This window comes from Candidatus Pantoea multigeneris, assembly GCF_011752615.1.
In the GTDB taxonomy this organism is placed as follows: Bacteria; Pseudomonadota; Gammaproteobacteria; order Enterobacterales; family Enterobacteriaceae; genus Pantoea; species Pantoea multigeneris.
The window spans coordinates 241,658-259,779 of sequence record NZ_VWXF01000001.1 but is presented as its reverse complement, the minus strand read 5'-3'; the positions used below and the strand labels follow the sequence as shown (position 1 = coordinate 259,779).

Below are 18,122 nucleotides of genomic sequence, written 5' to 3'. Positions count from 1 at the left end.
CGATGAATCAGCCTCCTTTTATTAGCTGGTATGGAAAATTGCCCTCGGCGGGTGATTTTTTGCAGCGCCGTTTTCCTTCGGTGCTAAAGAACCAGTGGAGCCAGTGGTTTCAGGTTGGTATGCAGCAGCGGCAGGTTGAACAACCCTCGCTGCCGTTTATGCAGGCGGTGGCCTGGAATTTTATCGTGCCACCGATGATAGGCAGCCAACTGGTGCAGATGGGCTGTGTGGTGCCATCGCAGGATAGCGTTGGTCGCCTCTGGCCTTTAACGGCGCTGTGCAGTTTTTCGCCGAACAGCTGGTCGCAGCAGCAGTTACTTTCTGCGGGTCACTGGTATCGTCAGCTTTCTCAGTTGCTGGTTGAGGCCGTGCGTCACCGACACAGCCCGGAACAGCTCGATAGCGATCTGCTCGCATTAGCGCCCCTGCCGGAGCCGTCATCGGTCATTTTGAGTAGTGAAAATGCCGTGCCGCTCAGCTGGCCGCTGGTGGCACAGAACTTTTCTCCGCGCCATTACAGCAGTTTCTGGTGGAGCAGTCAGACTGATGGCACACCACTCCATACCCATGTGCACAGCGGTAACTTCACCAGCCAGCTGTTTTCGCTGTTGTTTGAGTCGTCCAGTGATGCAGCACCTGGGCGTAAAGGCATCTACAAACCCATGTTTGAATGATCTGAGAGACCCAGCTTATGACGATTGAAGCCTTACTGGCTCCTGTCAGTGAAGAGATGCCCTGCGGCATTAATCTGGAATATGACAATGACTTCCAGGCGATGGAACAAGCCGGGCAGGGCAAAGCCGAGCAGCAGTTTGGTAGCACCATCATCCCGGCTGAGCCAGCGGACTGGAACCGCGTGGCAAAGCTGGCGGAAAAGCTGCTGACACAAAGTAAAGATCTGCGCGTGATGCTGGCACTGACCCGCGCATGGACACAGCTGAAAGGATTACCGGGCTGTGCCATGGGGCTGCAATTGATTAACCAGACGTTGCAGCAGTATTGGGATCAGGTCCATCCACTGCTGATGGTGGATGGAGAAGATGACAGCTGGTTCCGCATCAATGCCTTTGCCCAACTGGGTGATAGCGCTGCGCTGAGCCTGGCGATTCGCAATGCGCCATTACTGCGCAGTGCGGCGGATGTTTTGAGCCTGCGCGATGCGGCCGCATTACTGGATGGCAGTAAAACCGAGCTGGATGAGTTTCCCGGCGGACGACCGCGCTTGCTGGATGAGCTGACCCGAGCCGAACAGCCTGGCGTCACAGCCCTGGCGCAGATTCTTCCGGCGCTGGAGAGTATTCATGCTCTGGTAACCGACAAGCTGGGTGCTGGCGCGATGCCGGAAATGAAGCAGCTGTTTCGCACCCTGAATACCGTTCAGCAGGAAAATCAAGCGACGGATCTCTCCGCTTTGATCCCTCAGGCAGAACAAGGCACTGAAGCGGGGCCGGTATCCCAGGCACCCGCAGCGGCTGCTCCCCGTGCTGCCGTACAAGACTGGCGTAGCGCAACGCTCTCAAGCCGTGACGATGCGCAACTGATGCTGGAAAAAGTAAAACAGTATTTTATCCAACATGAGCCGGGTCATCCGGCTCCACTGATGGTGGAACGTGTTCAGCGCATGATGACGCTGGACTTTATGGAAATGGTTCGTGATCTGGCCCCGGATGGTGTCCATCAGCTGGAAACCTTATTTGGCCGCCGTAACGGCTGACCATTCTGCATTGGACGGAGGGGCTTTGGTCCTCCGTCTTTGACTTACCGCGCTACTTCCTGGAGAACAACATGGCAGGTAATACCTCTCGCAGCGGGCAGAAATTTATCTCCCGTAACCGCGCGCCTCGTGTGCAAATTGAATATGACGTAGAGATCTATGGTGCCGAGCGCAAGATCCAACTGCCCTTTGTAATGGGCGTGATGGCGGATCTGGTGGGCAAACCCGTTGATGCTCAGCCTGCGGTTGATGAACGTAAGTTCCTCGAAATCGACATCGATAACTTTGATGAGCGAATGAAAGCGCTGAAACCGCGCGTAGCGTTTAACACAGAAAACACGCTGACCGGTGAAGGACGCCTCAATGTTGATTTGACCTTTAACAGCATGGATGACTTTGCGCCAGATGCGATTGCCCGCAAAGTGGAGCCGCTGCGCCAGTTGCTGGAAGCGCGCACTCAGCTGTCGAACTTGCTCACCTATATGGACGGTAAGAACGGCGCAGAAGAGCTGATCAACAAAATCTTGCAGGATCCTACCCTGCTGAAGTCATTGACGCATTTGCCGCAGGCGGATGCGACTCACCATGAAGAGAAAGGGGAGGAGTAAGCCATGAGCCAGTCATCCCAGTTACAAAATGAAAATGCAGCGGCGTTTAGCCAGGACGAGTTCAGCGCATTACTGAATAAAGAGTTTCGTCCGGCCACCGATCAGGCGCGTTCAGCGGTAGAGCATGCGGTGAAAACCCTGGCGCATCAGGCGCTGGAAAATACGGTTACCGTCTCGGATGATGCTTATCGCACCATCCAGTCCCTGATCGCCGAAATTGACGAGAAGCTGTCGAAGCAGGTGAATCAAATCCTGCACCATGAAGAGTTTCAGAAACTGGAAGGGGCATGGCGTGGCCTGCAACATCTGGTGAATAACACTGAAACGGATGAGATGCTGAAAATTCGCTTTATGAGCATCTCCAAGCAGGAGCTGGGCCGCACGCTGAAACGCTTTAAGGGCGTGGGCTGGGACCAGAGCCCGCTGTTCAAGAAAATCTACGAAGAAGAGTATGGCCAGTTTGGTGGCGAACCCTTCGGTTGCCTGGTTGGTGACTATTTCTTCGACCACAGCCCGCAAGACGTTGAGATGTTGACTGAGCTGGCGCGTATTGGTGCGGCATCACACTGTCCGTTCATTTCTGGCACCGCCCCTTCGGTGATGCAGATGGAGAGCTGGCAGGAGCTGGCGAACCCTCGCGATCTGACCAAAATCTTCCAGACTGCGGAATATGCAGCGTGGCGCAGCTTGCGTGAATCGGAAGATGCGCGTTATCTCGGCCTGGTGATGCCGCGTTTCCTGGCACGTCTGCCTTACGGCGCGCGCACGAATCCGGTAGACAGCTTCGACTTTGAAGAAGAGACCGACGGTGCAACGCACAGCCATTACACCTGGGCGAATGCTGCCTATGCCATGGCGACCAATATTAACCGTTCGTTTAAAGAGTTTGGCTGGTGTACGTCGATTCGCGGCGTGGAATCGGGTGGTGCGGTAGAGAATCTGCCTTGCCATACCTTCCCAAGCGATGACGGCGGCGTAGACATGAAGTGTCCGACGGAGATTGCGATTAGCGATCGTCGTGAAGCTGAACTGGCGAAAAATGGTTTCATGCCGTTAATTCACCGTAAAAACTCAGACTTTGCTGCCTTTATTGGTGCACAGTCACTGCAGAAACCGGCTGAATATCATGACCCGGATGCGACCGCCAATGCGCGTCTTGCTGCTCGTCTGCCTTACTTGTTCGCGTGCTGCCGTTTCGCGCATTATCTGAAATGCATCGTGCGTGACAAAATTGGTTCGTTCCGCGAACGTGCGGATATGGAACGCTGGCTGAATGACTGGGTAATGAATTACGTCGATGGCGACCCGGTTAACTCCTCGCAGGAAACCAAGTCACGTAAACCGCTGGCGGCGGCTGAAGTGAAAGTGGAAGAGCTGGAAGATAACCCTGGCTACTATGCGGCGAAATTCTTCTTGCGCCCGCACTATCAGCTGGAAGGTCTGACGGTTTCACTGCGTCTGGTTTCTAAACTTCCGTCACTGAAATCCAGCGAAGCATAATCTGCATTGAGCCAGGAAATAACCTGGCTCAAAACAAGTTCACTATTAGTGGAAATATTTACCTGAATCGTTAATTAATATTTCATCGAGGGGTTTGGCAAAAGAAGATATTTGTACTTTTGCTTTTGTTTTTTTCTGGTATAGTGAGCCCCGGTTAAGTCGATGCACAGATAAAAATCATTCACTGGCGGTAATAAGCCAGGAACCAAACTAAAACAGTAAGCCTGCGATAAACATCAGCACGACAGCCACTGCAAACAGGAACAGGAATTTTCCTACCACTAATGTCAGGATGACAGAGAGGACATAGTCCACCATCGCCAGAAACAGCGCCTTCTGCACCAGCATTAAAATGACTGCAGGGATGAGTATAACTAACAGGATGTAGAGCAGAGATTTAAGGATGCGTCTTAGATAATTATTTCCCATATACAGAGTCCTTGTTGATGTGATTAATACAGCCATGTCTGGTGCATATATCGGGCGGATAAATTCAATCACAGCAGAAAGTAGAAAATCAAGATTTGATTGTTGCATTTCGATGGAACAATCATCACCTCTGAACGGTCCATGTAGCGGATTTTTCAGAAGCAAGGCAGAGGTAAAATATGGATGGTTTTATTGAGCCCCATGCTTTCCTGTATGCCATATCGATGCTTGCCACAAGCAATAATGTTCATTAAACAAGAGTAGATAATTATGGCTATTGATATGTACCTGAAGGTTGACGGCGTAACCGGTGAATCGACTGACTCCAACCACACGGGTTGGATCGATATCAGTTCTTTCTCCTGGGGCGCGACTCAGCCGAATAACACCACTACCGGCGGCGGCGGCGGTGCAGGTAAAGTGAAGTTTGACGATCTGAGCGTTAACGCCAAGATTGACAAAGCAACCACAGCGATGCTGAAGAAGTGTGCTACTGGTGCCCACATCAGTGAAATTCAGGTTTCTGTCTGTAAAGCAGGTGGTACTCAGGTTGAGTACACCCGTATCACCCTGACCGATGTACTGATCTCCAACGTACATTACAGCGGTGCAGCAGCAGATGACACCGTTGGTATCACTTATGCCTTCCAGGCTGCAAAAGTGAAACAGCAGTACTGGGAGCAGAGCACTTCTGGTACCAAAGGCGCAGAAAGCAGCGCTGGCTGGAACATCAAGACCAACACCGAAGCATCTTGATTTTAAAGCCCCCAACTGGGGGCTTTTCCTGCCCTTAAAGATAGTTTAACTTCGTTGGTCAGAGTGAAGGGAGCATTTGATGTTAGTGTTAAGGAAAGGCGATCGCGGAGATGCAGTCCGGGCGTTGCAAAATGATTTGCACGGCAAAGGCATCAGAATTACTGCTGATGCTATTTTTGGTTTTAAAACCGAAGTCGCAGTTAAGGAGTTTCAACGTAAGCATGGTCTGCATTCTGACGGTATTGTAGGGCGACACACTCTTGCTGCCTTAGGAAGGCCAGTGACATCTCGCCCACCACATCCTGCTATCGGCGGTGTGGCTGGTCGACAAGCTGTCGGTGCTATGAATTTATCAGCATCAGGGTTTGATTTTATCTACAATCACGAAGCAAGACGAAACGTTAGTAATGTATTACATCATCCTACCAGTGGTAGTGGCGTAACTTTAGGCCCTGGTTATGACATGAAATCTAAATCGCAGAATGAGATTAAAAATGTGATGCTGAGCATAGGTCTTTCTGAAGACATATCAGATAAAATCAGTCAGGCATCGGGATTATCTAAGGATGATGCGAATACTTTTGTTTATAATAATAAAAGTTTGGTTTTCTTAAGTGTAGAACAAGAGAAGCTATTATTTAGAAATGTTGTTCCAAGCTATGTGAAAATAGTTAAAAGCCATACATTTGTACAGCTGAAGCAGTATGAATTTGATACCTTGGTATCCTTTGCATACAATGCGGGTAATCGCGTTATAAATGTTTGTAATTTCCTTAATAAAGGAAGCGTTTCAGATGCAATGGATTATATGAAAAGCATTGTTTTTTCTGGAGGAGAGAGGTCAAAGGGACTTATCAATAGAAGAAAAGCGGAAGTTGATCTATTTCTTTATGGACGTTATTAATGAAAAAAATTACTTTGTTTTTTTTAAATTTGGCTATTATCACTTCATTGACTCAAAGTGTGATTGCAGCTGATGATTTTTCGTTACCCCAAGATATTTGGCAAGTGAAAAGTCTAAGAGTGAACCTGAATCAGCAATCACGTTATTATTATCAATACGATGATGATCGGGTTGTAGGGCGTTTTTTGGTCGTCAGTTCAGATGGAATAAAAAGCGATATTCCATTATTGCAGCAGTGTGATAAACCTAAGTATCAAATACAGTATTCTACTGTAGGGAAATATCTTGAAGGTATCTCAGGAGATAAACATGATGCATCTGCCGAAGACTTCAAGTTAGGTTCGTATGTAAATGATAAAGCGAGTATTATATCTGTTAGTTGTACGGATGGATTAAATAACAATCTCAAGTTACCACCAATGGCTATTGAAGCTGATAAAATATTTTGGTCATGGGGTGAGGATAGTATACTCGTTCTAAATAAAGTAAATACCGATGATATAACCCCTTCATATGATTGTAAGAAAGCACGTTCTTTGACAGAGAAAGCCATTTGTAATAACTACCCGTTGGCATCATTGGATCGCAGTGTGGCTAAATCATGGAAGCTACAAAAAAACATCGTTACTCAAGAAGGGGTCGATGTAAAAAAACGTCTTTCTGATTTAGATGTTAGTCAGAAAAAATGGCTGACAGAGAGAAATCAATGTGGTTCAGAATCAAAATGTCTTACAGAGAGTATGAACAACAGACTTGAGGCGCTAAATGAATTTACCAATGGTTAAATTGAACTGAACGCCGATTGGGAGCATTTGATGTTAGTGTTAAGGAAAGGTGATCGCGAAGATGCAGTCCGGGCGTTGCAAAATGATTTGCATGGCAAAGGCATCAGAATTACTGCTGATGCTATTGAAGATGATGTTTAAAATCATTACGAATTTGTCTTTACTAAGTTTTCCATTGATCGCCCTCGCTAATGAAAACACTCCCCTCCAGGGAGATTGGAAAGTAGCCAGCCTTCGTGTTAATCTGAATAATCCAACACGCATGAATTTCCAGTCTGATGATGACAGAGTTGTGGGGCGTTTCTTTAAAGTAAGCTTACATGAGATTAATACGAACATTCCTGTTTTAGATAAATGTCTTGACCCAGTTTATAAAAAGAAAACCACTACTCTAGGTCAATACATTAAAGAAACATCTGGAGAGGATTATGGGACAACTGCATCAGATTTTGATTTGCAAAAAGCGGCCGGGGAAACGGTAACCGTATTTTCAATATCGTGTGCGGGGAATATCTCTGATAAGTTAGTCTTGTCTTCGCTTGCGATAGATAAAAATAATGATATTTATACATTATGGGGTGAGAATAATATAATCATTCTCAAGCCAGATAATAACAATGTGATCAAAGCTTCATATGATTGCAGTAAAGCAAGTTTATTACCGGAGAAAACCATCTGTAGCAATTCTGAACTGGCCGCTTATGACTTGAGTGTTTCAAAATCATGGAATACACAAAAAGAAGCATTACAAAGAGTCGGTCTGGAAGATAAGCTGGATGAATTAAAAGAAAATCAGAAGGTATGGCTGAAAAGCAGGAATAAATGTAATAGCGATCAAGCCTGCTTGAAAAAAAGTATGATAGAAAGGCTAGGTGAATTATCCGATGTAACTAACAATGAGGGATGACAACAATTATTAGATAATATACTTAACAAATTACAACGCTTAGATTTCTATGGTTTTGGAAGAGATAATAATCTGGTTTGAATTCATGGCTAATATGACCGTTATCAGTAAAGTATAATCTTATGTGGCGTTGTTGTTTTTTATAGTGACTGTTAGCTAGTTCTAATTTTAAACGGATGATTTTATGCGTTTGCCACTATTTATTTCCATAATGATATTCTCAGCCTTTTCATTCTCAGCTAATTTGAAGAAGGTGGGTGTCATACCTGGTTATGTAAAAAACTTTATCACTTATAATCATGATCAATCCATATCTCAAGTGAGTATACAGGATGATCAGGTTTTTGATGTGGTGAATAACCATGAATCTTTAGGCTATTTAATTCCAGTAACAGCAAGATTTAATGATATAAGATCTGTTTGTTACATCACATGGACGCTTGATGGAGTTAATATTAAAACTATTATTCCCACTGTAGGCTTAGGTGATTTAGAAACATCTCAGTGTGATAAAGTCACTGCAGTGGGTTTGATTGATAAACCTGATAGCGGGAATATAAAGCTTGCTGTTGTTTATAAGGCATATTCAGGGGCCGAAGCTGGAAGCATTCCTTTTATTCTAAATGTTAATGAAAAAAGTAAGATACTGAGTGTTGACACAAAAAATACAGAGCAAGTTGAATTGACTAATATTAGCGCTATCGCTGAAATCAAGAAAAAGCTTGCTGATCAGTAACCCCCATTGGATAATAGGTAATGCCTCTGAAATTATAAGGACGATTTTTTATCGTCCTTTGCAGGGTTTTTTAGTAAGCATCTATTCCCTATGTCTTTCTGGCTATAATTAAATTAAGGGACCAGGTGATTATTTTGAAAAATGTGTTTTTTACATTATTAATTTCTCTGTGGCTTACCTCAAAGGTGTTTGCCGGCGAAACCATGACAGGCGTCTTGCAAGCTTACTGGCTACCAGACTGGACTGAGAACAACGTCAATCATCCGGAGCTGTTACTTAGATTATTAAAGGTAGATGAAAAAGGTAATCTCGAATCCATAGTGTACCTTAAAAACAGTAATCTAACTGAGAGCTTTGTGAGAGAACACTTTCATTCAATCCCTGTTGAGTTTTACAAATATCATGAGGGTTATGTTAACCAGTACGGGAAATTAAAATTCACTCACTTAATCCAGTCTGGTGAATGTGGTGGCAGGATTGCTAACGCGAATTATGTAGGATTTATGCCTTCTGCAGATAATGTTGAAATAATACCCTCTGCAGAGCAGTGCGATCTGCATCCTTACAAACTTATCTACAGATTAAAAGATGAGATTAAAAATCTCTCATTAAAACAAGAACCAAATGCATCAAGTAAAATCATTGGTAACTTTACTCCTGAGGATACAATAACAAAAATAAAAACCATCAATGACCAATGGCTCTATGTCTCTGACTATGATGAAAGCCAAAAGGATGACATTGGAAAGATCAGAGGGTTTATAGAGGCTGACAAAGTGGTTCCGTTGAACTGACAAATGGAGTGAATACCAATGGTTGTTAATTCAAAATTATTTATTATTGCGCCGGTTTTGTTATTTTACTCTTTGCAAGCCGCTGCAGTAGAGAAAATAAATGGAGTATTGCAAGCGTATTGGCTTCCTATCTGGGATGAGCAGAATGTTAACCATCCCATACTGTCGTTACGATTCCTGCGACAGGAAAAAGGACATGACAAGATAGGCGCGATAGACCTGGAACAAGCAACGTTAAACAAGGAATTTGTCGAAAAAAATTTCCAGAAGGTACCTTCAGAATTTTTCAAATATCGAGAGGGCTACGTTAACCAATCTGGCGTCTTGGCCTACAGAAACATCCAGGTATTTACTGAGTGCGATAGCAAAATAACCAAGGCTGACTTCGTTTCATTTACGGCAGGAAAAAATGAAAAATTAAAGGGTGATATTGCACAATGCGGATCATGGCCTTACTTACTCAGCTATAGCTTGAAATCTCAGTATAAAAACCGCTATTTGAAGTCAGCACCCGATGGAAATGCGCCAGACAGCTATCTCATTTCAGATAGTTTGACAAAAATAAAGTCACTTGAACACGGGTGGTTTTATGTCGCCAACTATGATGAATCTAAAGCGAATGGCATTGGCGATCATCGTGGATATATCGAGAGTAAGTATCTTGACCCCATTAACTGATCAGCAGCGTCTTACAATCATGTTCGTGCCCTCTGAGCTAAATGGTAAGACGCTACATCTAAACGACTCATCGCCCCAAACACATTTATCTCCGTATCAATACCTCAGCGGTTTTTTATTAAAACCGCTGAGGTATTGATGCCGCACAGACCTGAACAGGAACCCGTTATGCGATTTACCATTATAACGACCAAACCCGGCCCGCAGCCGCCGCAGATGATTTGTGATTTCTACCCGCCGGGCGGCACGATTGGACGGGGCAGCAACACCCTTGAGTTGCCGGATGAAAGCCGGATGATCTCGCGTTTACAGGCGTTGGTACATACCTCTGCCAGTGGCGAATGCAGTATTTCCGAACGCGGACGAGTGACCCATTTCGTGCTCAATAATATCCCGCTGGGAGAAGAGCAGCAGGCCGAGCTGCGTGCTGGCGATGAACTGCGTATCGGCGAATATGTGATACTGGTCAGTGAGCTAGGGCAACAGCCAGTAGCAGCCAAGCCGACGCCAGTCACGCGTCCAGCCGCACCGGTGCAGCCTGTTGCCCCGGTAGTGGAAGAAGAGGACAAGCCCGCGCCGATCCCGGCAGAAATCTGGGATACGCTGGTGGATGAGTTTTCCATCTCCGATAACCTCTCCAGCAGCCGTCAGCCCAAACCCCAGGCCTTGCCTGAGCCAGCGGTAACTGCCGCTAAAACGCCAGAGTTCGTCAATCCGTTCGCACAACCGGTCGCTTCCGATCGTAACCCGGAAGACCCGCTGGCCCAGATCGTGGCCAGCGATGAAATGACTAAACAGCTGCATCGCAGCACCGACCCGACCCAACTGTTTGCTGAAGACAGCCTGTTTGAAGGGGAGAGCATTTTTGCGGATGCCACGCCTTCGGCCTTGACGCGTCCTACCGGTGAACAGAAGGTGACGCCCGTAGTCAGCGAGGCAAAAACAGAAGAGGACCCACTGGCACTCTTCGGCGCTGAGTTACAGCAGGTCCCGACGGCGCTGAGCAGCGATGATCCGTTGGGAATATTGGCCCAGGGCGCGAAACCCCTTAGCACTATCGCGCCAGCCGCCGCACCGGAAACAGTTGAGGAAACCTCTGAAAATCCGGCTCCTTCCACTGTAGTCTTGAGCAAAACACCCAACCAGAATGATCCGCTGAATTTGTTTGGCACGGAAACTGCGGAAGAGGGTAATGTGGCAACACCCGTTGCCCACACAGAGGAAGAGAGCCTGCTGAGCCTGCTTTCTAGCGACAAGGCTGAGGAAACCCCTGATCCGCTGCTGGCTGCCCTGGCTGAAGCAGAAAAGCATCTGCCGCCACATGCGCGAGAAGCGAAACCGCAGGCTGAACCTGTTTCACCGGCAGAGAAAGAAGCCGAGAGTGAACTGGCCGATCTCGCTTCATCACCGCTGTTTGCTGAACTGCCATCCAGCCAGCCGGTAAGCGAAGCGCCACGCAATGATTACGCCGGTATTACGCTGCCAACGCCGCAGACCGTCACCCGCACGGTCACACCGCCGCCGAAAGGGCGCTTGCGTATTGATCCGGTTGATTACGGTGCCGCACGCGCAGAGCAAAATACCGCACCGCAGACCAACGACAGCCGTTTAAATGGCGAGCTGCTGGATGCGCTGATCGAAGGAATGGGGCTCAAAGATCTCCAGCCCGTACCGCAGTTTGATAAAGCACAAATGCATCAGCTCGGGCAAATGCTGGGCATGTTCTCACAAGGCACGGTGGCTCTGCTCTCATCTCGCTCCATCCTCAAACGTGGGGTGAAAGCGGAAATGACGGTCATTCTCGATGAAGCCAACAACCCGTTTAAATTGCTGCCATCAGGCAAATCTGTCCTGATGCAGATGTATGGCAGCCGGATGCCAGGCTTTATGGCCCCGAACCAGTCTGTACGTGACGCGCTGGTCGATTTGCAGGCGCACCAGCTCGGGATGATCGCCGGTATTCGCGCCATTATCGCCGCTATGTTGCAATCGTTTAATCCCGAACAGTTGGAAGCCGAAGCCAAAGAAGAGGGACTGACCTCACGCATTGGCTTCGCCAGCAGCCGTAAAGCTGCTCTGTGGGAACATTTCACCCAACGCTATAAAGCCACTGCGGGCGAAATCGAAGATGACTTTCATACCCTGTTCGGCGAGGCCTTCTTGCACGCCTATGACATGGAAGTTAACCAGTATAAAGACTCTCAGAACGCATCGGACACATGATAAATATTACAACTGCCTCGATCTCAAAACAGGGCGACCGCGCCTCTAATCAAGACCACATCGGCGATCGCATCGGCGAACGTGCGGCCTGCTTCGTCGTCTGTGATGGCGTAGCCGGTCTACCCGGTGGTGAAGTCGCTTCACTGATTGCGCGTAACGCCATTGTGAATGCCTTTGATGCCAGCCAGCCGCTGGATGCCCAGCGCATTCGCACCTTTGTGGCGGATGCGCAACAGGCCATCCGCCATGAGCAACAGCAAAACCAGCAGAACCGGCGCATGAGCACCACGCTGGTGGGGCTGTTTCTTGACCGCGACCATGAGCTGGCCTACTGGGCACATGCGGGCGACAGCCGTTTGTATCTGTTCCGCCGTGGCTACATTCGTGAGGTGACAACCGACCACAGCCTGGTTCAACGCATGCGCGATGCCGGACATGCCACTGAAGGCATCAACAGCAACATGCTCTATTTTGCCCTCGGCATGGAAGATGAAGGGCGAGACGCCAGCTATAGCGAAGTGGTGCCGATTGAAGATGGCGATGCCTTCTTACTCTGCACGGATGGCTTCTGGCATGACATTGATGAGCGCCAGATGGAGCAGTCTCTGCACATGGTTAACACCCCGGAAGAGTGGCTGACGCTGATGCAGCAGATCATTGCCAGCCAGCCGCGCACTAACGGCGAACGACAGGACAACTTCAGTGCGCAGGCGGTGTGGGTGGGTTCACCCCAGGACACCACGTTATTGCACTCACTGGCTGAAACCGCTCAGTTTATCCCCGCCCGGGGATGATTGACGTATCTCTCAAGGACAAACATGAAATACTGGATCTCAGGTGCGCTGGCACTCTGTTTTGCTACGGGTGCTGCGGCAGAAGGCGTTCAACTGGTCTCTTCTCCTGCGCTGAAACTCGATTTTTGGGTTGATAACATCAAAAACACCGATGTTGCCAGCTGGTGCCGTGCCGAATTACCGCTGCGCGTGGTTTCTCATGAAAGCCACGATCCCCATGTGCTGGATGACTATCTGCCACGTCTGGCGAGCCTCTTAAGCTCACAGTGCCCAACGCTGAACACCCTGAAGTGGCAAATGAACGACGGCCACGGTGAAGCACTGGCTTCGGGTGAAGCCTTGAAAAGTAACAAATGGGCGGTGACGGTCGATCAGCCTGCGCCGCCAGAGCCGACACCTGCCGCACCTTTGTCTCCCCCGGCGGACACCACCGCATGGCAGCAATTTGATCTACTAAACGGCTGCCATTTCCGCACCTACTGGATGGATGACAGCGCCAGCTCAGCTCTGTTCGTGCCGGGCAAATCAGGGATGAAATGTGGTGATGATGGCTGGCTGAATGGACAAAGTAACATCACGCTGATGGGTTCTGGCGCGGCAAAAAGCAGCCGCATCACCTTCCTGGCAGGGTTCCCCATCAGCGGGTTGAAGCGAACTGACAATGCCATTCACATCACCACGGTCAACAATCAACGCATGGTGTTGAGTAACGATAAATCACCGCAAAGCTGGCTGATTTTACCCTGGCAGCCCCAGCAGCATAGCTGGAGCAGTGCGGGTAGCCTGGCGGTACAGATGAACCCACAGGAAGCGGCCGACCCGGATGCGGTAAAAGCCCGTCTGGCTGAAGTGCGAAACGCCTGGAACGGCTACCTCAGCAACGGCGATAAACTGCCTGTGGCGCTGATCGCTAACCTGTCACCTCAGTTGCAGGACCCGACCGCCGGGGCATTTCGCACCGTCACCCAGGAGCAAAAATGAACTCACTGACGCAATGGATAGGCGGGAGAACGCTGGCTGAAACACTGACGGAAGCGCAACAGCAAGTGCGCCAGAACCCGGCCAGTGCTGACCCGCGTGCGGCACTGGTACAGCTCATGTGCCTTAACGGTGACTGGGAGCGTGCGCGTACCCAGCTTAAATCCTGGCTGGCGTTAGCACCGCAGGCTGCACCGACGGTCACGTTGCTGGACCAGTGTATTGCCGGGGAAATCAGCCGTGCCGGGGTATTTGCCGGACAGGAACAGCCACGTCTGCCGGGTGAAGAGTTTCACTGGGTCTCGCAACTGCACCAGGGGTTACAGGCGCAAATCGCCGGTGACAGGCAAACGGCCGAAGCCCTGCGTGCAGCGGCACTGGACGCTGCACCGTTAACCACCGCAACCCTCTACCTGCAAGGGCTGGCGGAGCCGGTTCACGTAGCCTGGCTGAGTGACGGTGATGGCCGGTTTGGCCCGGTGTGTGAAACGCTGGTCAATGGTCATTACTACTGGCTGCCGTTTGCCGCCATTGCCGAAATTGAGTTTCAGGCACCGGCCAGCGTCACCGACCTGGTATGGCGTCATAGCCGGATTCAGCTGGTGGATGGTAGCGAGCAAGTTTGCCAGATCCCGGTGCGCTACCCGTTTGATAGCCAGACTTCAGACGCTGAACGTAGGGGGCAAATGACCGAATGGCAGACCGAAGATGAACAGCTCTGGACAGGCCGTGGACAGAAAAGCTGGCTCGATGCAGAGCAGGATTTCCCGCTGCTGACGTTGAGCAAAGTGGTGTTTAGCACCGGAGATGTGGCGGATGCATAAGCCTCAAGACAGCCTTGAGCTGCTCTATGGGGGCGTGCGCCAGCGCAAAAAGCGTGAAACGGTCACGGCACGCGATCGGCTACAGCCTTCGTTGCTGGATCGCCTCACTGATGATGCTCCGCACCTGAGCGAAGAATCCGCAGGGCAGCAAGCCATCTCCCACACCACGCTGCGCCGCAACGTGTTGCGTGACCTGCAATGGCTGTTTAACACCATCAACCTGAATGGACAGCAGGACCTCGATGAGTGGCCGCAGGTAGAGAAATCGGTGCTCAACTTTGGTGTCGCACCGCTGGCCGGTCGCAGCGTCTCGGAGATTAACTGGAGCGACATGCAAAACAACCTCACCCAGGCGATTGTGCGGTTTGAACCGCGCATCATGCCGGAAGGGTTGGAAGTGCGCTGCGTGTCGGATACCACCAGCTTGACGCTGCACAATCTGGTCTCAATCGAGATTCGTGGCCGCCTGTGGTGCGTTCCCTGGCCACTGGAGTTTTTGTTCCGCTCCGATGTCGACCTGGAAAGCGGCTCATTCGACTTAAAAGATGTTGGCGTGGCGTAGAGGTAAATCATGGATACAAAACTGCTCGATTACTATAACCGTGAGCTGGCGTGGCTGCGTGAAATGGGTGCCGAGTTTGCCGAACGCTACCCCAAAGTCGCCGGACGGCTTGGGATGCGCGGCATTGACGTAGCGGACCCCTACACAGAGCGGTTGATGGAAGGTTTCGCCTTTCTGACCTCACGCGTGCAGTTGAAAATGGATGCGGAATTTCCGCGCTTCTCGCAGCATTTGCTGGAGATGATTGCCCCCAACTACCTCGCCCCGATGCCCTCCATGGCGATTGCTGAACTGCATCCAGACATGAGCAAAGGGGATGTCGGCAATGGTTTCTGTGTGGCGCGCGGTACGCGTTTAGAAAATGTCGCGCTGAAACAGAAAGGGGTCTACTGCGCCTTCACCACAGCCCAGGACGTTGTGCTGCATCCGCTGTCGATTCAACACGTCGAGCTGGGTGGCGTTCCGGTGGATGCGCCCCTGAGCCGGATGGGGATTGATTCCCGTGAAGCGGCCAGCGCGTTGCGAATTCGTCTGGCCTGTGATGAAAAAGTCCAGTTACAGCATCTGCGGGCCGATGACCTGATGTTTTGTCTGTGTGGACCGGACATTGAAGCCAGTGGGCTGTTGGAATTGCTACTGGCGCATGGTATCGGCCAGTATTGCCAGACGCGGGAAGAAGAACCACAGCAGCTCCTGCTGGCCGATGATGCGTTACGTCAGGAAGGCTTTGCGCCCGAACAGGCGCTGTTGCCCGATGAAATGCGCAATTTCAGTGGCTACCGCCTGATGCAAGAGTACTTCGCGTTTCCCCAACGCTTTCAGTTCATCAGCCTGCACGGCCTCAAGCCCTTACAGCGCATCAGCCCACAGGCGCGTGAGTTCGACATTATTATCCTGCTGGATAAGCGCGAAGTCGCGCTGGAACGCGTGGTGGATGCATCGCATCTGGCGCTGAACTGCACCCCGGTCATCAATTTGTTTCCGCAGCAAGCCCGGCGCGAGCGCTTCAATGAAAGCCGCAATGAGTATCACCTGGTGGTGGATGCGCTTAAGCCACTGGATTTTGAGATTTTCAGCGTTGATCGACTGGTTGCCAGCGGCCATAACGTTGAGCGGGAATTCCGGCCATTCTGGAGTAGCTACAGCCGTGATGAGGGCAACTACGGGGCCTACTTTGCGGTGCGTCGCGAGTCACGTCGTCTGTCTGAACAGGCGCACCGTTACGGCACCCGCACCGGCTATGTGGGATCAGAAGTGTTTGTCTCACTGGTGGATGAAGCGCAATCGCCCTGGGCTGACGGTCTGGAGACATTCAGTGCAGAAGTGATGTGTACCAACCGTGATTTACCGCTGTTACTGGCGCAACCCGATCGCGCCAGCTTTGCGCTGCCCAGTTCCATGCCGGTGGCGAACACCACCTTACGCAAAGGGCCAACCATGCCTCGGCCCTCACTGGCAGAAGGTTACTCAACCTGGCGATTGATCAGTCACTTGCAGATGAACTATCTGAGTTTGCTGGAGCAGGAGGAGGGTAAAGCCTCTGGGGTGTTGCGTCAGATGTTAGGGCTGTATGCCAACCTGGCGGAAGCGCAAATCGCACGGCAAATTGAAGGCATTCGTCGCTGCACATTGCGACCGGTGAATCGCCGCGTGCCTGAGCCGGGGCCAATTGTTTTCGCCCGAGGCATCAGCATTGAGCTACAGGTGGATGAACAGGCCTTTTCGGGTATCAGTCCTTGGGTGCTAGGCAGCGTGCTTGATCAGGTCTTCTCGCGCCTGGTCTCCATCAACAGTTTTACCGAACTGAACATGACAAGCCAGCAACGTGGTCAGGTGGGTATCTGGCGCAGACGCAGCGGTAAGAGGAGCCTTCTATGAGTAAAGATGCGATGCAGATTCGTGCCCTGAATCGCCTCCCGCCGGATTTCTGGCCACAGCGGCACGCGGCACCGTGGCGCTACGACCTGTTCCAGCTGTTGCGCCGCATCGATGCACAAGGCGGGCTACGCTATCCGTTAGGCCGGGCACCGCTGCCACGGCATGAGCCGATTCGTCTCGGCCAGCAACCGTCACTGGCGTTTGCCCCAGCCACACTGGCGGCGGTCAGCCAGCGTGATGAGAGCGCGTTGCAGGATATCAGCATCTTTAGCTTTGGCCTGTTTGGACCGAATGGCCCGCTGCCGCTGCACATGACGGAATACGCGCGTGAACGGCAAACGCATCACCAGGACCATAGCCTGACGGCGTTTGCGGATATCTTCCATCATCGTCTCACACTGCTGTTCTATCGCGCGTGGGCCGATGCGCAACCCACGGTGTCACTGGATCGGCCTGACGATCGTCGCTTCGAAAACTATCTCGCCTGCTTGATTGGTATGGGACAACCGGGGCAGTTAGACCAGAGCGATCTGAGTAGCCATGCCCGTTTCAGTGTGGCAGGGCACCTCAGTCGCCAGGCGCACAACCGCGAAGGACTGGAAAAGAGCCTGCGCCATTTCTTCCAGGTGCCGGTCACCGTACTTGAAAACGTACCGCACTGGATGGCACTGGAAACCAATGACCAGGCGCAGTTGCGTGGGCGACGCGGGGTGTCACGGTTGGGGGAGAATGCCTTTCTCGGTAAGGCGATACACGACCGGCAGCACAAAATTCGCATCGAAATCGGGCCGCTCTCCCATGAGGATTATGGGCGTTTTCTGCCGCAGGGCGATAAGTCGCGGCAGTTGCGCGACTGGCTGCGCCAGTACCTCGGTATTGAATTTCTCTGGGATGTTCGCCTGACGCTTGCTGCCAGTGCGGTCAGTGGCGTGCAACTCGGAGGGGCGCAGCAACTCGGGTACAGCTCATGGCTGGGGCAGCAGTCACAGGCTAAAGATCGTGGCGATTTGCTGTATCAACCGGAACAAATCAGTACCTCACACGCCGCATAA

Annotated in this window: 19 protein-coding genes; 18 read left to right on the top strand and 1 reads right to left on the bottom strand. The window is 50.7% G+C overall.

Annotated features, from left to right (window positions below):
* Positions 1–2: 2 nt before the first annotated feature.
* From tagF to tssC, 4 genes are all read left to right on the top strand, one after another.
* Complete coding sequence (tagF, locus tag F3J40_RS01185) at positions 3–674, top strand: type VI secretion system-associated protein TagF (protein ID WP_167012131.1); 672 nt, start codon at positions 3–5, stop codon at positions 672–674.
* Between the two features lie 17 nt (positions 675–691).
* Positions 692–1,714, top strand: a complete 1,023-nt coding sequence (gene tssA, locus F3J40_RS01180) for a type VI secretion system protein TssA (protein WP_167012129.1) — start codon at positions 692–694, stop codon at positions 1,712–1,714.
* Positions 1,715–1,785: 71 nt separating this feature from the next.
* Entirely contained in the window at positions 1,786–2,322 is a 537-nt protein-coding gene (tssB, locus tag F3J40_RS01175) for a type VI secretion system contractile sheath small subunit (protein WP_017347163.1), read from the top strand.
* Between the two features lie 3 nt (positions 2,323–2,325).
* A complete protein-coding gene (tssC, locus tag F3J40_RS01170) occupies positions 2,326–3,822 on the top strand; it encodes a type VI secretion system contractile sheath large subunit (RefSeq protein WP_167012127.1) in 1,497 nt (498 codons plus the stop codon).
* A 210-nt stretch (positions 3,823–4,032) separates the two neighbouring features.
* Here the strand turns inward: tssC and F3J40_RS01165 are convergent, their stop codons facing one another.
* Entirely contained in the window at positions 4,033–4,251 is a 219-nt protein-coding gene (locus F3J40_RS01165) for a hypothetical protein (RefSeq protein WP_157060539.1), read from the bottom strand.
* A gap of 270 nt (positions 4,252–4,521) precedes the next feature.
* On the opposite strand from F3J40_RS01165, the gene F3J40_RS01160 reads away from it, so the two are divergent.
* From F3J40_RS01160 to tssG, 14 genes are all read left to right on the top strand, one after another.
* On the top strand, positions 4,522–5,007 hold the full coding sequence (locus F3J40_RS01160; protein WP_167012125.1) for an Hcp family type VI secretion system effector: 486 nt from the start codon (positions 4,522–4,524) through the stop codon (positions 5,005–5,007).
* A gap of 79 nt (positions 5,008–5,086) precedes the next feature.
* On the top strand, positions 5,087–5,911 hold the full coding sequence (locus F3J40_RS01155) for a pesticin C-terminus-like muramidase (protein ID WP_167012123.1): 825 nt from the start codon (positions 5,087–5,089) through the stop codon (positions 5,909–5,911).
* Positions 5,911–6,696: a lysozyme inhibitor LprI family protein gene (locus tag F3J40_RS01150; protein ID WP_167012121.1), complete on the top strand. Its 786-nt coding sequence runs from the start codon at positions 5,911–5,913 to the stop codon at positions 6,694–6,696. The genes F3J40_RS01155 and F3J40_RS01150 overlap by 1 nt, the downstream gene beginning before the upstream one ends.
* A gap of 91 nt (positions 6,697–6,787) precedes the next feature.
* On the top strand, positions 6,788–7,603 hold the full coding sequence (locus F3J40_RS01145; protein WP_167012120.1) for a lysozyme inhibitor LprI family protein: 816 nt from the start codon (positions 6,788–6,790) through the stop codon (positions 7,601–7,603).
* Between the two features lie 184 nt (positions 7,604–7,787).
* Positions 7,788–8,339 carry a hypothetical protein gene (locus F3J40_RS01140; protein ID WP_167012118.1) on the top strand — a complete coding sequence of 184 codons (552 nt, stop codon included), beginning with the start codon at positions 7,788–7,790 and terminating at the stop codon, positions 8,337–8,339.
* Positions 8,340–8,473: 134 nt separating this feature from the next.
* Complete coding sequence (locus tag F3J40_RS01135; protein ID WP_167012116.1) at positions 8,474–9,133, top strand: SH3 domain-containing protein; 660 nt, start codon at positions 8,474–8,476, stop codon at positions 9,131–9,133.
* Positions 9,134–9,151: 18 nt separating this feature from the next.
* Positions 9,152–9,811 carry a hypothetical protein gene (locus F3J40_RS01130; protein ID WP_167012114.1) on the top strand — a complete coding sequence of 220 codons (660 nt, stop codon included), beginning with the start codon at positions 9,152–9,154 and terminating at the stop codon, positions 9,809–9,811.
* Between the two features lie 168 nt (positions 9,812–9,979).
* Complete coding sequence (gene tagH / locus F3J40_RS01125) at positions 9,980–12,034, top strand: type VI secretion system-associated FHA domain protein TagH (RefSeq protein WP_167012112.1); 2,055 nt, start codon at positions 9,980–9,982, stop codon at positions 12,032–12,034.
* Positions 12,034–12,828 (top strand): PP2C family protein-serine/threonine phosphatase, encoded by a 795-nt coding sequence (locus F3J40_RS01120; RefSeq protein WP_026042529.1) that lies wholly within the window; start codon positions 12,034–12,036, stop codon positions 12,826–12,828. Before tagH ends, F3J40_RS01120 begins: the two co-directional genes overlap by 1 nt.
* Positions 12,829–12,852: 24 nt before the next feature.
* The gene (locus F3J40_RS01115) at positions 12,853–13,809 is read left to right on the top strand and encodes a hypothetical protein (protein ID WP_167012110.1); all 957 of its coding nucleotides are present in this window, start codon (positions 12,853–12,855) and stop codon (positions 13,807–13,809) included.
* Complete coding sequence (locus tag F3J40_RS01110) at positions 13,806–14,630, top strand: type VI secretion system accessory protein TagJ (protein WP_167012108.1); 825 nt, start codon at positions 13,806–13,808, stop codon at positions 14,628–14,630. The genes F3J40_RS01115 and F3J40_RS01110 overlap by 4 nt, the downstream gene beginning before the upstream one ends.
* Complete coding sequence (gene tssE, locus F3J40_RS01105; protein WP_017347174.1) at positions 14,623–15,192, top strand: type VI secretion system baseplate subunit TssE; 570 nt, start codon at positions 14,623–14,625, stop codon at positions 15,190–15,192. The genes F3J40_RS01110 and tssE overlap by 8 nt, the downstream gene beginning before the upstream one ends.
* A 9-nt stretch (positions 15,193–15,201) precedes the next feature.
* Complete coding sequence (gene tssF / locus F3J40_RS01100; RefSeq protein WP_167012106.1) at positions 15,202–17,070, top strand: type VI secretion system baseplate subunit TssF; 1,869 nt, start codon at positions 15,202–15,204, stop codon at positions 17,068–17,070.
* Positions 17,067–18,122 (top strand): type VI secretion system baseplate subunit TssG, encoded by a 1,056-nt coding sequence (tssG, locus tag F3J40_RS01095; RefSeq protein WP_167012104.1) that lies wholly within the window; start codon positions 17,067–17,069, stop codon positions 18,120–18,122. The genes tssF and tssG overlap by 4 nt, the downstream gene beginning before the upstream one ends.